The organism is Oricola indica (assembly GCF_019966595.1).
Classification (GTDB): Bacteria; Pseudomonadota; Alphaproteobacteria; order Rhizobiales; family Rhizobiaceae; genus Oricola; species Oricola indica.
The window spans coordinates 16,025-29,665 of sequence record NZ_JAINFJ010000008.1 but is presented as its reverse complement, the minus strand read 5'-3'; the positions used below and the strand labels follow the sequence as shown (position 1 = coordinate 29,665).

The 13,641-nt window shown below is 63.3% G+C and carries 13 protein-coding genes; all 13 read right to left on the bottom strand.

Features of this window, described 5'->3' with window-relative positions; all coding sequences use genetic code 11:
• Positions 1–106: 106 nt before the first annotated feature.
• The gene (locus LC343_RS18085) at positions 107–799 is read right to left on the bottom strand and encodes an ABC transporter ATP-binding protein (RefSeq protein WP_223478574.1); all 693 of its coding nucleotides are present in this window, start codon (positions 797–799) and stop codon (positions 107–109) included.
• Entirely contained in the window at positions 799–2,112 is a 1,314-nt protein-coding gene (locus LC343_RS18080; protein WP_428982604.1) for a lipoprotein-releasing ABC transporter permease subunit, read from the bottom strand. The genes LC343_RS18085 and LC343_RS18080 overlap by 1 nt, the downstream gene beginning before the upstream one ends.
• A 4-nt stretch (positions 2,113–2,116) precedes the next feature.
• Positions 2,117–3,445 (bottom strand): proline--tRNA ligase, encoded by a 1,329-nt coding sequence (gene proS, locus LC343_RS18075; protein ID WP_223478573.1) that lies wholly within the window; start codon positions 3,443–3,445, stop codon positions 2,117–2,119.
• Between the two features lie 394 nt (positions 3,446–3,839).
• Positions 3,840–4,109 (bottom strand): DUF1467 family protein, encoded by a 270-nt coding sequence (locus tag LC343_RS18070; RefSeq protein ID WP_223478572.1) that lies wholly within the window; start codon positions 4,107–4,109, stop codon positions 3,840–3,842.
• Between the two features lie 9 nt (positions 4,110–4,118).
• The gene (gene mce / locus LC343_RS18065; protein ID WP_223478571.1) at positions 4,119–4,523 is read right to left on the bottom strand and encodes a methylmalonyl-CoA epimerase; all 405 of its coding nucleotides are present in this window, start codon (positions 4,521–4,523) and stop codon (positions 4,119–4,121) included.
• Positions 4,524–4,562: 39 nt separating this feature from the next.
• Positions 4,563–6,239 carry a ribonuclease J gene (locus tag LC343_RS18060; protein ID WP_223478570.1) on the bottom strand — a complete coding sequence of 559 codons (1,677 nt, stop codon included), beginning with the start codon at positions 6,237–6,239 and terminating at the stop codon, positions 4,563–4,565.
• Complete coding sequence (locus tag LC343_RS18055) at positions 6,236–6,991, bottom strand: biotin--[acetyl-CoA-carboxylase] ligase (RefSeq protein ID WP_238484383.1); 756 nt, start codon at positions 6,989–6,991, stop codon at positions 6,236–6,238. The genes LC343_RS18060 and LC343_RS18055 overlap by 4 nt, the downstream gene beginning before the upstream one ends.
• Before the next feature lie 73 nt (positions 6,992–7,064).
• Entirely contained in the window at positions 7,065–8,510 is a 1,446-nt protein-coding gene (gene nuoN, locus LC343_RS18050; protein WP_223478568.1) for an NADH-quinone oxidoreductase subunit NuoN, read from the bottom strand.
• 18 nt (positions 8,511–8,528) lie between these two features.
• A complete protein-coding gene (locus LC343_RS18045; protein ID WP_223478567.1) occupies positions 8,529–10,049 on the bottom strand; it encodes an NADH-quinone oxidoreductase subunit M in 1,521 nt (506 codons plus the stop codon).
• On the bottom strand, positions 10,049–12,106 hold the full coding sequence (gene nuoL, locus LC343_RS18040; protein WP_223478566.1) for an NADH-quinone oxidoreductase subunit L: 2,058 nt from the start codon (positions 12,104–12,106) through the stop codon (positions 10,049–10,051). Before nuoL ends, LC343_RS18045 begins: the two co-directional genes overlap by 1 nt.
• A 7-nt stretch (positions 12,107–12,113) precedes the next feature.
• The gene (gene nuoK / locus LC343_RS18035) at positions 12,114–12,422 is read right to left on the bottom strand and encodes an NADH-quinone oxidoreductase subunit NuoK (RefSeq protein ID WP_223478565.1); all 309 of its coding nucleotides are present in this window, start codon (positions 12,420–12,422) and stop codon (positions 12,114–12,116) included.
• A gap of 5 nt (positions 12,423–12,427) precedes the next feature.
• The gene (locus LC343_RS18030; protein ID WP_223478564.1) at positions 12,428–13,051 is read right to left on the bottom strand and encodes an NADH-quinone oxidoreductase subunit J; all 624 of its coding nucleotides are present in this window, start codon (positions 13,049–13,051) and stop codon (positions 12,428–12,430) included.
• A gap of 96 nt (positions 13,052–13,147) precedes the next feature.
• Positions 13,148–13,639: an NADH-quinone oxidoreductase subunit NuoI gene (nuoI, locus tag LC343_RS18025; RefSeq protein ID WP_223478563.1), complete on the bottom strand. Its 492-nt coding sequence runs from the start codon at positions 13,637–13,639 to the stop codon at positions 13,148–13,150.
• Positions 13,640–13,641: the final 2 nt, after the last annotated feature.

Below are 13,641 nucleotides of genomic sequence, written 5' to 3'. Positions count from 1 at the left end.
TTTTGTGTCTGTCTTCTTTATGTTTTTGTTTTGTTCTCTTTTCAAGGGAAAAGAGTCCTAGCCTCGCGAACGGGGAATCCTCGGTTAACGAGTGGTTAAAGGCGGATCAGCCGGTAAAGGGAACAATCTGCCCGTCGGCAAGCGTGACCACGCGGTCCATGCGTTCGGCAAGCGCGTGATTATGCGTCGCGACCAGCGCCGACAGGCCCGACTGGCGTGCGAGCGCAGCCAGCGCCTCGAAGACATAGCCCGAGGTTTCGGGATCGAGATTGCCGGTCGGTTCGTCGGCCAGCAGGACGAGCGGCGCATTGGCAACCGCGCGCGCTATGGCGACGCGCTGCTGTTCGCCGCCGGAGAGTTCGGCCGGGCGGTGTTCCGCGCGCGGTCCGATGCGAAGATAGTCGAGCAACTGGCGCGCCCGCGTCTCCGCCTCGCTCTTTGCCAGACCCCGGATCATCTGCGGGATCATGACATTCTCCAGCGCCGAGAATTCCGGCAGGAGATGGTGGAACTGGTAGACGAAGCCGATATCGTTGCGGCGCCTTGCCGTGCGCTCCGCGTCGCTGAGCGTTCCGCAGCCCGTGTCTGCGATGAAGACCTCGCCCTCGTCCGGGCGCTCCAGAAGGCCCGCCAGATGCAGAAGCGTCGACTTGCCGGCGCCTGACGGCGCGACCATCGCCACCATCTCTCCAGCCCGCAACTCGAAGTCGGCGCCCTTGAGAATTTCGAGCAGATGGTCGCCTTCCTTGTAGGCGCGATGCACGCCCGTCAGGCGCAGTACGGTGCTGTCGCCGGCCATCACTCGTACCTCAACGCTTCGACGGGATCGAGCTTGGCGGCGCGCCATGCCGGCAGGATCGCGGCCAGAAAGGAAAGGCTGAGCGAGAGAACCACCACGGCCAGCGTCTCGTAGGGGTTCATCTTCGCCGGGATCTCGCTGAGAAAGCGGATGGTCGGGTCCCAAACATCCGCGCCCGCCATCCAGTTCATCAGCCGCTGGATGCCCTTGATGTTCCAGCACACCAGCAGCCCGAGCATGAAGCCCGTCGCCGTTCCGACGAAACCGACGCCAATTCCGGCCATGATGAAGATGCGCATAATAGAGGCCTGCGTCGCCCCCATGGTGCGCAGGATCGCAACGCCCCGCGCCTTTTCCTTCACCATCATGATCAGGCTCGCGATGATGTTCAGCGAGGCGACAAGGACCACGATCGACAGGATCAGGAACATCGCGTTGCGCTCGATGATCAGCGCCGAGAAGAAGGCCTGGTTGCGCTGTCGCCAGTCGGACATCAGAATCGGCCGCTCGGCCGCCGCCTCGATCAGCGGCCGGTAGGAATCCACGGCGTCGGGGTCATCGACGAACAGTTCGATGACCTGCGCCTCGCCCTCCACATTGAAATAGAGCTGGGCTTCCTCGAGCGGCATGAAGATGATCGAGCTGTCATATTCCGACATGCCCATCTCGAAGATCGCGCGCACGGGATAGGATTTCACGCGCGGCGTGGTTCCGAAGGGCGTCACATCGCCTTCCGGCGAGATGACCTTGATCAGGTCGCCCGTCACGAGGCCGAGATTGAGCGCCATGCGCGTTCCGATCGCGACGCCGTCGCCCGTCAGGTAGGATTCGATCGATCCTTCCTTGATGTTTCCGGCGATGGAATCGAGCTTGACGAAATCCGCGCCGCGCACGCCGCGCACGAGAACGCCCGCCCCCGCGCCAACATTGCCGGTCGCCAGCGCCTGGCCCTCGACGATGGGCATTGCCATCTTCACGCCGGGCACACCCGACACGCGTTCCGACACCGCCTCGTAATCGTCCAGCGGCCGTTCGATGGCCGAGATCACGAGATGCCCGTTCAGTCCGAGAATGCGGTCGAGCAATTCGCCCCGGAAACCATTCATCACCGCCATGACGATGATCAGCGCCGCCACGCCCAGCGTGACGCCGATCAGCGAGATCAGGGTCACGATGGAAACGGCCGCTTCCTTGCGGCGCGGCTTCAGGTAGCGCCACGCCACCAGCCTTTCGAAGGCGGAAAACGGGCGCGCATTGCCGTTGCGCTGCGCGGACGGGGTTGTCTCGGTGGGGCTTTCGGCCACTGCGGTCACGCGGTCAGCCTCTGCCTGTGAGCATGTTGACGGCTGCTTCGGGCGTCACTTCCTGGCGCTCGCCGGTCTTGCGGTTCTTGACCTCGACAACGCCGTTGCCGACGCCGCGCGGGCCGACGACCACCTGCCAGGGCAGCCCGATCAGGTCCATCGCCGCGAATTTGGCTCCGGCCCGGTCGTCCGTGTCATCGAGAAGCGGGTCGACCCCGGCTTTGGTCAGCGCCGCATAGACCTGATCGGACACGCCGTCGCAACCGGCATCGCCGGGCTTCATGTTGACGATGGCCGCACCGAAGGGCGCGACGCTTTCCGGCCAGATGATTCCATTGTCGTCATGGGAGGCCTCGATGATGGCGCCGATAAGGCGCGTCGGGCCGATGCCGTAGGAGCCCATCGAGACATTGTGCTGCTTGCCATCCGGGCCGGTCACGGCCGCGCCCATCGGTTCGGAATATTTCGTGCCGAAATGGAAGATATGGCCAACCTCGATGCCCCGCGCGGACAGGCGCTCGGCTTCCGGCGTCTTCGCCCATTCGGCCTCGTCATGCATCTCGTCGGTCGCCGCATAGGGCGTCGTCCACTTCTCGACGATGGACGCCATCTGCGCGTCGTCGTTGAAATCGACATTGGCGCCGGGCACGTCCAGCTCCAGATAATCGCGGTGGCAGAAAACCTCCGACTCACCGGTCTCGGCGAGCACGATGAACTCGTGGCTGAGGTCGCCGCCGATCGGTCCGGTGTCTGCGCGCATGGGGATCGATTTCAGGCCGCAGCGGTCGAAGGTGCGCAGATAGGCGACGAACATGCGGTTATACGCCGCGCGCGCGCCCTCGAAATCGAGATCGAAAGAATAAGCGTCCTTCATCAGGAACTCGCGCCCGCGCATGACGCCGAAGCGCGGCCGCACCTCGTCACGGAACTTCCACTGAATGTGGTAGAGATTGAGCGGAAGGTCCTTGTAGGAGCGCACATAGGACCGGAAAATATCGGTGACCATTTCCTCGTTGGTCGGGCCGAACAACATCGCGCGATCATGCCGGTCGCGTATGCGCAGCATTTCCTGACCGTAATCATTATACCGTCCGCTCTCGATCCACAGATCGGCAGGTTGGACGGTCGGCATCAGGATCTCGATAGCGCCGGCCCGGTTCTGCTCCTCGCGGATGATGTTGCAGACCTTGTCCAGCACCTTCTTGCCGAGTGGCAGCATAGAATAGATGCCGGCAGCCTGCTGGCGGATCATGCCGGCGCGCAGCATAAGGCGATGGGAAACGATCTCGGCTTCCTTGGGATTTTCCTTCAGAAGCGGCAGGAAATAACGCGACAGACGCATGGGCTGGTTCCAGAATCGAAGTGTTCGGGTAAGGCAAGAATCGGGCGCAATTCCGGCATTACGGCCGCCTTCATAAGCGCTTCGCCCGCAAATTGAAACGGTTGTGGCGCGCCGTTTTGACGCCGGATGAAACTCCATGGGCAATACGACGCATAACCAATGCAATTTTTTCGGTGACAAGGGGCGAAAGCATTGCTACGTAAGACGCTGGCTCGAACCGGGCATACCCGGCCGGGCTAACGAACGTGGTCAAAGTCTTGGGAGGAATGGATTTTCCGCGCTCGCATGTCGAGCTGCGACGCTGCCACGGCAGCGGATGAAAATCGGGCCCGTTCTGAGTGGCAGGGTGCAAACCCTGCCACTTAATTTTTTTCAGCCTTGGCTTTTCTTCAGATCAACGGAATTCGGGAACGATCCGCGGCAGGTCGTCGACGCTGTATCCCATCACCGCCGTGACGTAATAGAACAGCCCGAAGATCACGAGCGAGATGACTGTGGTCATCGCCATCTTCTTGCCGAGCGCCGGTTTCGCCGGAGCGCCATGTTCCGTACCGAGCGTGATGTCGTTCTCCTCCACCTGGCTGCGCACGCCGATCGGCAGCATCATGAAGAGCACGATCCACCAGATGATGAAGTAGATTGCGAGGGCGGAAATCACGTTCACGGTCGGCGCCTATACCTGTTCGAGTTCGATCAGCGTGCCGTCGAAGTCCTTGGGGTGGAGGAACAGCACCGGCTTGCCATGCGCGCCGGTCTTCGGCTCGCCGTCTCCCAGCACCCGTACGCCGTCGCTCTTGAGCGCATCGCGCGCGGCGAGGATGTCGTCGACCTCGTAGCACATGTGGTGAATGCCGCCCGACGGGTTCTTGGCCAGGAAGGCGGCGATCGGCGAATTCTCGCCGAGCGGCTCCAGCAATTCGGTCTTGGTGTTGGCCAGTTCGACGAAGACCACCGTCACGCCGTGTTCGGGCAAGGCCTGCGGCTCCGACACCGTCGCGCCGAGAACGGTGCTGTACTTGTTGGCCGCCGCGGCCAGATCGGGCACGGCGATGGCGACGTGGTTCAAACGTCCAAGCATGACAGTCTCCAATAATCCGGTCCGGGGCTGATACCCCGATCAGGCGCTCGATACGAGTACGCTGACCAGCGGCTTCTTGCCCCAGGCATTGCGCGCCGCGGAGCGGACCGCGCCATGCACCGCGCGTTCGACCAGTTCGAGGTCGCGCCGGCGGGCCCGGGGAATGCTCTCGAAAGCTTCGACGGCGGCGTCGAACATCAGGTCTTCGATATCCTCGCCCCGCGCGTCCACCTGCGGCACCCCGATCGCGACGAGGTCGGGATCGGCGGCCAGTTCACGCTGTTTGTTCAACACGATTGAGACCGCGACATGGCCGGCAAAGGACAATCTGCGCCGGTCGCCGACACCGAGGTCGTCGCCGCTGCCGATCAAGAGCCCGTCCTTGTAGATCTCGCCATGCGGAATGTCGGCGATGATTTCCGGATCGCCGGGCGCGAGCCGGACAAGGTCGCCATTGCGCGCGGGCACGACGTCGCGGATGCCGCATTCGCTCATCAGCTTCGCATGCGCCGACAAATGCGCCGCCTCGCCATGCACCGGCACGCCGATCGCCGGCCGCGTCCACTTGTACATCGACCGCAATTCGTTGCGGCGGGGATGGCCGGACACATGCACCAGCGCGTCACGGTCCTCGATGATCTCGATCCCCATGTCGATCAGCCGATTCTGCGTCTCGATCACCGCCTTCTCGTTGCCGGGAATCATGCGCGAGGAATAGACCACGGTATCGCCGGACGTCAGCGCCACGTCACGCATCTCGTCGCGCGAGAGCTTCGCCAGCGCGGCGCGCGGCTCGCCCTGCGACCCGGTCAGAATGATGACCACCTTCGAACGCGGGATATGGGTGAAGTCCTCTTCCGCGAGAAACGGCGGCAGGCCGTCCATGTAGCCAAGGTCGCTCGCCACATCGACGACTCGCTTGATCGAGCGCCCGAGCAGCAGCACCTGGCGGCCGCAATCGCGCGCCGCTTCCGCAATGGAGCGAATGCGCCCGACATTGGAGGAGAAGGTGGTGACCGCCACCCTGCCCTCGGCCGCCTCGATGACCTTGCGCAGGCCCTCGGACACTTCCTTCTCGGAGGGCGAAACGCCTTCGCGCATGGCGTTGGTGGAATCGCAAATCAGCGCCAGCACACCCTTGTCGCCGAGTTTCTCGAACGCGTTGCGGTCGGTCTTCGGCCCCATCGCCGGGTCTTCGTCGTCCTTCCAGTCGCCGGTATGCAACACGGTGCCGAGCGGCGTCGTGATCGCCAGCGAGACCGGTTCGGGAATGGAATGCGTCACCGTCACCGTTCCGATCTCAAACGGTCCGGCGGTCAGCGTATCGCCCGGTTCGAAGACGGTGACATCGATCTTCGGCGCGCCCGGCTCGGATTGCGCCTTGGCTTCCAACAGTCCCGCGGTGAAGGCGGTGGCGTGCACAGGCACGGTGCCTTCGGGCGAAATGCGCGGATAGAGCGCCAGCAGCGCGCCGTAATGGTCTTCATGCGCATGGGTGATGACGATCGCGCACACCCGGTCGCGCTCGGCTTCCAGGAAGCGCGTATCCGGCAGCACGAGGTCAACCCCCGGCAGATGCGGCCCCGGAAAGGTCACGCCGCAATCGACGACGATCCACTCGCGCTTCTTTGCGGGCCCGAATCCGTACATCGCCAGATTCATGCCGATTTCACCAACGCCGCCGAGCGGCACAAACACAAATTCGTCCATATTCATTCTTGTTGTTCTCGTGCGGACGCGGTGCCGCCACCAATATTCGAAGTGTCGAAGAAAAGATCGCCGGCCGAAATTGGCCGGAGTGTCCCGTTCCCGGTGCGAAGAAGCAGTATTCCGTGCGGGTCTATGCCTTCAAATAGGCCTTCCACCCGCTCATTTGCAAGATTGACTGTAATCGCCTCGCCGATTCCCTGCGCATCGGCCAGCCATCTCTCGCGAATCGCGCCAATGCCGCGGCCGCAATCCCAGAGCGCGAGCGCGTCGTCGAAGGCCCGCGCGAGATGCAGGAACAGCGTTTCCGGCGTCGCCGCGATCCCTTCCCGGTTCAGCGCCGTCGCGCTGTAGAGCCCCGGGTCCGGATAGGTGACGATGTTGATGCCGCACCCGAACACGACCGCAATCGATCCGCCGCGCAGGTTCTGGCTTTCCAGCAGCATGCCGCAGCATTTCGCGTCGTTGAGCAGGATGTCGTTCGGCCACTTGATCTTCAGCTGCGCTCCCTCCGGCAGCCCGCAGGCCGCGATCGCGTCGCGCACCGCCACCGCGACGACGAGCGGCAGCGAGGACAGCGCCGCAGGAGGCGCCGGATCGATCATGAGGGCGGAGGCATAGAGATTGCCGGGGGGCGACGTCCAGCCGCGTCCGCGACGGCCCCGCCCCGACAGCTGCTCGCCAGCGGTGATCCAGAGATGTCCCGGATCGCCGTCATGGGCCAGCGTCATGGCTTCCGAATTGGTGGAGCCGACGGACATCAGGTCGAGACGCCGCCAGCCGGCAAGCCCCTCGATCGGCGACCCCGTCACGCGGCGAACCGGACCGGCGCGATCAGAACAGCGCCCGCGCGGCGGTCTCGGCGGTGGCCGCGATCGGTCCGCCAATCAGCACGTAACCGAGCACGAACAGCCCGGACGCGCCCATCACCAGCCGCAGCTCGCCTGCCGCCGGCACGAAGCCGCCGACGGATTCGTCGAACCAAATCAGCTTGATGATGCGCAGATAGTAGAAAGCGCCGACGACGGAGGCGAGCACGCCGATGATGGCGAGCGGGTAGAGACCGGCCTCGACGGCTGCGAGGAAGACGTACCATTTCGCCCAGAAGCCTGCGAGCGGCGGAATGCCGGCCAGCGAGAACATCAGGATGGTCAGCACGGTCGCCATGACCGGGTTGGTCGAGGACAGGCCGGCCAGATCGTCGATATTCTCGACATTGCCGTCGTCCTTGCGGCGCATGGCGAGGATGACGGCGAAGGTGCCGAGCGTCATGGCCAGGTAGATCGTCATGTAGATGATGACGCCCTTGACCCCGACCAGCGTACCCGCCGACAGCCCGACCAGCGCATAGCCCATATGGCCGATGGACGAATAGGCCATCAGGCGCTTGATGTTGCGCTGACCGATCGCGGCGAACGCGCCGAGGATCATGGAGGCGATCGAAATGAACACGATGATTTGCTGCCAGTCGGCGGTTACCGGGCCGAAGCCGTCGATCACGACGCGCACGAACATCGCCATCGCCGCCATTTTCGGCGCGGAGGCGAAGAAGGCCGTCACCGGCGTCGGCGCGCCCTCATAGACGTCAGGCGTCCACATGTGGAACGGCACGGCGGAGATCTTGAAGGCGAGACCGGTGATCAGGAAGACGAGGCCGAACAGCACGCCGACGGACCGGTCGGCGCCGGTCAACGCCGCCGCGATCTCGGTGAACTCGACATGGCCGGTGAAGCCGTAGATCAGCGAAATGCCGTAGAGCATCATGCCCGACGACAATGCGCCGAGAACGAAATATTTCAGGCCCGCCTCGGTGGAACGAACACTGTCGCGGTTGATGGCGGCGACGACGTAGAGCGCCAGCGACTGCAGTTCGAGGCCCATATAGAGCGTCAGCAGGCTGTTGGCGGAGACCATCAACATCATGCCGAGCGTCGACAGCATGATCAGGATGGGGAACTCGAAGCGGTCGAACTTTTCCGCCCGCGCAAAACCGACCGACATGGCGAGCGCCACGATGGAGCCGATCAGCGTCAGCGTCTTCATGAAGGCGGCATAACCGTCCTGCACATAGGCGCCGCCGAAGGCCTCGCCCCGGCCGCCCATCAGCAACATCCATCCGAGGACGCCGATCAGCACCGCGACGGCAAGGCCGGTGACGGTCGAGTTGGCGCGGTCGGCCGGCGCGAACACGCCGATCATGAGCAGCACCATCGCACCGCCCGCCAGGATCAGTTCCGGCAGTGCGAGCGTCAGGCTCTGGGACAACAATTCGGCAGACATGGACCTGTAGCTCCCCGCTTAATGGACCGACATCGCGACATCCGCGGCGGCACGTGCCGCCTCAAGCGCTGCGGAATAGTCGGACAGGAGCGCGTCAACGGACGCGGCGGTGACATCGAAGACCGGCATCGGATAGACACCGAAGAAAATTGTGAGTGCGATCAGCGGATAGAGGATCGCCTTTTCGCGCGTCGACAGGTCGAGCATCGCCTTGAGGCTCTCCTTCTCGAGCACGCCGAAGATCACGCGGCGATAGAGCCAGAGCGCATAGGCCGCAGACAGGATCACGCCCAGCGTGGCGATGGCCGCGAACCATGTGTTGGCCCGGAACATGCCCATCAGCGTCAGGAACTCGCCGACAAAGCCCGACGTGCCCGGCAGGCCGACATTCGCCATCGTGAAGATCATGAAGGCGACGGCGTATTTCGGCATGATGTTGACCAGGCCGCCATAGGCCGAGATCTCGCGGGTGTGCATACGGTCGTAGACGACGCCGACGCACAGGAACAGCGCGCCCGAGACGAGGCCGTGCGACAGCATCTGGAAGATCGCGCCGTCGAGACCCTGGTGGTTGGCCGCGAAGATACCCATCGTCACATAGCCCATATGGGCGACCGACGAGTAGGCGATCAGTTTCTTGATGTCTTCCTGCATCAGCGCGACCAGCGATGTGTAGACGATCGCGATCACCGAGAGCGTGAAGACGAACCACGACAGGTCGGCCGAGGCGATCGGGAACATCGACAGAGAGAAGCGGATCAGGCCGTAGCCGCCGAGCTTCAACAGGATGCCCGCCAGGATGACGGAGCCGGCGGTCGGCGCCTCGACGTGGGCGTCGGGCAACCAGGTGTGCACCGGCCACATCGGCATCTTCACCGCGAAGGAGGCGAAGAAGGCGACCCACAGCCATGTCTGCATCGAAGCCGGGAAATCATGCTCCAGCAGTTCCGGGATCGAGGTGGTTCCCGCGTCCCAGTACATCGCCATGATGGCGATCAGCATCAGCACCGAGCCGAGCAGCGTGTAGAGGAAGAACTTGAACGAGGCGTAGACGCGCCGCTTTCCGCCCCACACGCCGATGATGATGTACATCGGGATCAGGCCGCCTTCGAAGAAGACGTAGAACAGCACGATGTCGAGCGCGCAGAACACGCCGACCATCAGCGTTTCCAGGATCAGGAACGCGATCATGTAGGCCTTGACGCGCTTCTGCACCGCTTCCCAGCTCGCCAGGATGCAAAGCGGCATCAGGAAGGTCGTCAGGATCACGAACAGCATAGAAATGCCGTCGACGCCCATGTGATAGGAGATACCGCTGTCGAGCCAGTCGACCTTCTCGACGAACTGGAAGTCCGCCGTAGACGTGTCGAACCCGATCCAGATCAGGAGCGAGATGGCGAAGGTGAAGGCCGTCGTCAGCAGCGCGACCATGCGGATGTTGCGCCGCGCGATCTCGCTGTCGTCATTGATGAACAGGATGATCAGCACGCCGACGAGCGGCAGAAACGTAACCAGTGAGAGGATCGGCATTCCGGCCATCAGACGCTGCCCCCGAGCATCATCCACGTAACGAGCGCGGCGACACCGATCAGCATCGCGAACGCATAATGATAGAGGTATCCGGTCTGCAGCTTCACGACACGACCGGTCACCTGGCGAACGCGCGAAGCGACGCCGTCAGGCCCGAAGCCGTCGATCAGCCAGCCGTCGCCCCACTTCCACAGGAAGGTGCCCAGCCGCATGGCCGGCTTGACGAACAGGAAGTCGTAGAGCTCGTCGAAATACCACTTGTTGAGGAGGAACTTGTAGAGCCCCTCATGCTGCTCGGCGAGCGCCTTCGGCGTCTGCGGCGAGCGGATATACATGTACCAGGCGGTGACCAGGCCAAGCAGCATCACGATGAACGGGCTGAGCTTCACCGCCCAGGGCACATTGTGGAATTCCGCAAGGATATGGTTGTCCGGTCCGGCAAACAGCGCGCCGCGCCAGAACTCGTTGTACCATCCCTCGACGTGCTCTGCGGCTTCGGCGGCATGGCCGATGAAGAAGTCGTGGAAGATGAGGCCGGCCAGAAGCGCGCCGGCGGCGAGCACGTAGAGCGGGATCAGCATGACCGGCGGCGACTCGTGGACGTGATGCATCACGTCGGCGGAGGCGCGCGGCTTGCCGTGGAAGGTCATGAAGATCAGCCGCCAGGAATAGAAGCTGGTGAACAGCGCCGCGATCACGAGCATGCCGAAGGCGAAGCCCGAGGCCGCGTTGTGGCCGACATAGGCGCTTTCGATGATCGCGTCCTTGGAGAAGAACCCGGCGGTGCCGAACAGCGTGCCCGGAATGCCGACGCCGGTCAGCGCCAGCGTGCCGATGATCATCATCCAGTAGGTCATCGGGATGTGCTTGCGCAGGCCGCCCATGCGGCGCATGTCCTGCTCGTCGGACACGGCATGGATGACCGAGCCCGCGCCGAGAAACAGCAGCGCCTTGAAGAAGGCGTGCGTGAACAGGTGGAAGATCCCTGCCCCGTAGGCGCCGACGCCCAGCGCGACGAACATGTAGCCGAGCTGCGAACAGGTTGAATAGGCGATGACGCGCTTGATGTCGTTCTGCACGAGGCCGACCGTGGCGGCGAAGAAGGCGGTGATCGCACCGATGGTCGTCACGACGGTCAGCGCGGTCGGGCTGAGTTCGAACAGCGGCGACATGCGCGCCACCATGAACACGCCCGCGGTCACCATGGTCGCAGCGTGGATCAGCGCGGAAACCGGCGTCGGGCCTTCCATGGCGTCAGGCAGCCAGGTGTGCAGCAGGAACTGCGCCGACTTGCCCATCGCGCCCATGAAGAGCAGCAAGCAGATGACGGTGAGCGCATGCGCCTTGTCGAGCTGGTAGCCGAGGAAGGTCAGGACGGTCTCGCTGTCCATCGCGCCATGCGCCTCGGCGGCCGCTTCAACGGCTGCGCCATGCCCCGCGCCTTCCGGCAGGAAGGATGCGGCATTGGCGAAGATGACACCGAGATTGACCGAGCCGAACAGGACGAAGACGCCGAAGATACCGAGCGCGAAGCCGAAGTCGCCGACGCGGTTGACGATGAAGGCCTTCATCGCCGCGGCGCTGGCCGAGGGTTTCTTGTACCAGAACCCGATCAGCAGATAGGACGCCAGGCCGACGCCTTCCCAGCCGAAGAACATCTGCACGAGGTTGTCCGAAGTCACCAGCATGAGCATGGCGAAGGTGAACAGCGACAGATAGGCGAAGAAGCGCGGCCGGTGCGGATCGTGGTGCATGTAGCCGATGGAGTAGACATGCACGAGCGAGGACACGGTGTTGACCACGACCAGCATCACGACAGTCAGCGTGTCGATGCGGAACGCCCAGTTGATGTCCAGCCCGCCGGTCTGGATCCAGCGCAACACCTGGATGGTGAAGGCCGGTTCGTCGGACAGGCCGACCGAGAAGAACGCGATCCAGGACAGGAGCGCGACGAAGATCATGATCCCCGAGGTCACATACTCGCTGGCCTTCGCGCCGATGGACGTCCCGGCAAGGCCTGCGATCAGCGCACCGATCAGGGGCAGAAAGACAATGGCGTGATACATGGTGCCGTCAGCCCTTCATCATGTTCACGTCTTCCACCGCGATCGAGCCGCGGTTGCGATAGAAGACGACGAGAATTGCAAGTCCGATGGCCGCCTCGGCGGCCGCGACCGTCAGGACGAACAGCGCGAAGACCTGGCCGACCAGGTCCTGGAGATGTGCCGAGAACGCCACGAAGTTCAGGTTGACCGACAGCAGGATCAGTTCGACCGACATCAGGATGACGATGACGTTCTTGCGGTTCAGGAAGATGCCGAACACGCCGATCACGAACAGCAGCGCGCTGACGGTCAGGTAGTGGGAGATGGTGATGGTCATCGGTATCAGAGCCCCTTGCCTGTCTCGACATCAACCACCTCGATCGCCTCGGACGGCTTGCGACCGACCTGCGCGACGATGCTCTGGCGCTTCACATGCGGCCGCGACGGGCGCAGCGTCAGCACGATCGCGCCGATCATCGCCACCAGCAGGACAAGGCCGGCGATCTGGAAGAAGAAGATGTAGTCGGTATAGAGAATGTCGCCGAGCGCCGCCGTGTTGTGACGGACCGCCGGGTCCGGCGTCGGCAGCGCGGTCGTCGCCGGCTGACCGAGATCGAATGCCGAGCCCGCCAGCACGAGCACCAGTTCGGCGGCGAGGATGACGCCCACGATGGCGCCGATCGGCGCGTATTCGAGAGCGCCGCGCTTCATCGAGGCGAAGTCGACGTCGAGCATCATCACGACGAACAGGAACAGCACCGCGACCGCGCCGACATAGACCACCAGCAGGATCATCGACAGGAATTCAGCGCCGGTCAGCAGGAACAGCGCCGCCGCGTTGAAGAAGGTCAGGATCAGATACAGCACCGAGTGCACGGGATTGCGCGCGGCAATCACCATGAAGGCGCTCGCGATGGCTATGAAGGCGAACAGGTAGAAAAACGCCGCCCCTAATCCAGTAATCATGATCGCTTCCCCGATCTCCCTTTCCGTCCCGGACGTCGTTGCGCCCGTTCCGGCATGCCGCCGCCTCGTCGAAGCGGCGTTATGAAGTTTCCAGTCCTAGCGGTACGGCGCGTCCATCGAGATGTTGCGCGCGATTTCGCGTTCCCACCGGTCGCCGTTCGCCAGAAGTTTGTCCTTGTCGTAGTAGAGTTCTTCACGGCTTTCCGTGGCGAACTCGAAATTCGGCCCCTCGACAATAGCGTCGACCGGGCAGGCTTCCTGGCAGAAGCCGCAATAGATGCACTTCACCATGTCGATATCGTAGCGCACCGTGCGGCGGGTGCCGTCGTTGCGGCGCGGTCCGGCCTCGATGGTGATGGCCTGCGCCGGGCAGATCGCCTCGCACAGCTTGCAGGCGATGCAGCGTTCCTCGCCGTTCGGATAGCGGCGCAGCGCGTGTTCGCCGCGAAAACGCGGGCTCACCGGCCCCTTCTCGTGCGGGTAGTTCAGCGTGAATTTCGGCTCGAAGAAGCGGCGCATCGACAAGAAGAACGCGCCTATGAATTCAAGCAGAAGAAGCGACTTGGCGGCTTGTGCGAGTGTGCTCATCG

Coding starts and splice junctions, on each gene's coding strand:
- LC343_RS18085 (WP_223478574.1), bottom strand. CDS start 799: ATGGCCGGCGACAGCACCGTACTGCGCCTGACGGGCGTGCATCGCGCC.
- proS (WP_223478573.1), bottom strand. CDS start 3,445: ATGCGTCTGTCGCGTTATTTCCTGCCGCTTCTGAAGGAAAATCCCAAG.
- mce (WP_223478571.1), bottom strand. CDS start 4,523: ATGCTTGGACGTTTGAACCACGTCGCCATCGCCGTGCCCGATCTGGCC.
- LC343_RS18060 (WP_223478570.1), bottom strand. CDS start 6,239: ATGAATATGGACGAATTTGTGTTTGTGCCGCTCGGCGGCGTTGGTGAA.
- LC343_RS18055 (WP_238484383.1), bottom strand. CDS start 6,991: ATGTCCGTCGGCTCCACCAATTCGGAAGCCATGACGCTGGCCCATGAC.
- nuoN (WP_223478568.1), bottom strand. CDS start 8,510: ATGTCTGCCGAATTGTTGTCCCAGAGCCTGACGCTCGCACTGCCGGAA.
- LC343_RS18045 (WP_223478567.1), bottom strand. CDS start 10,049: ATGGCCGGAATGCCGATCCTCTCACTGGTTACGTTTCTGCCGCTCGTC.
- nuoL (WP_223478566.1), bottom strand. CDS start 12,106: ATGTATCACGCCATTGTCTTTCTGCCCCTGATCGGTGCGCTGATCGCA.
- nuoK (WP_223478565.1), bottom strand. CDS start 12,422: ATGACCATCACCATCTCCCACTACCTGACCGTCAGCGCGCTGCTGTTC.
- LC343_RS18030 (WP_223478564.1), bottom strand. CDS start 13,051: ATGATTACTGGATTAGGGGCGGCGTTTTTCTACCTGTTCGCCTTCATA.
- nuoI (WP_223478563.1), bottom strand. CDS start 13,639: ATGAGCACACTCGCACAAGCCGCCAAGTCGCTTCTTCTGCTTGAATTC.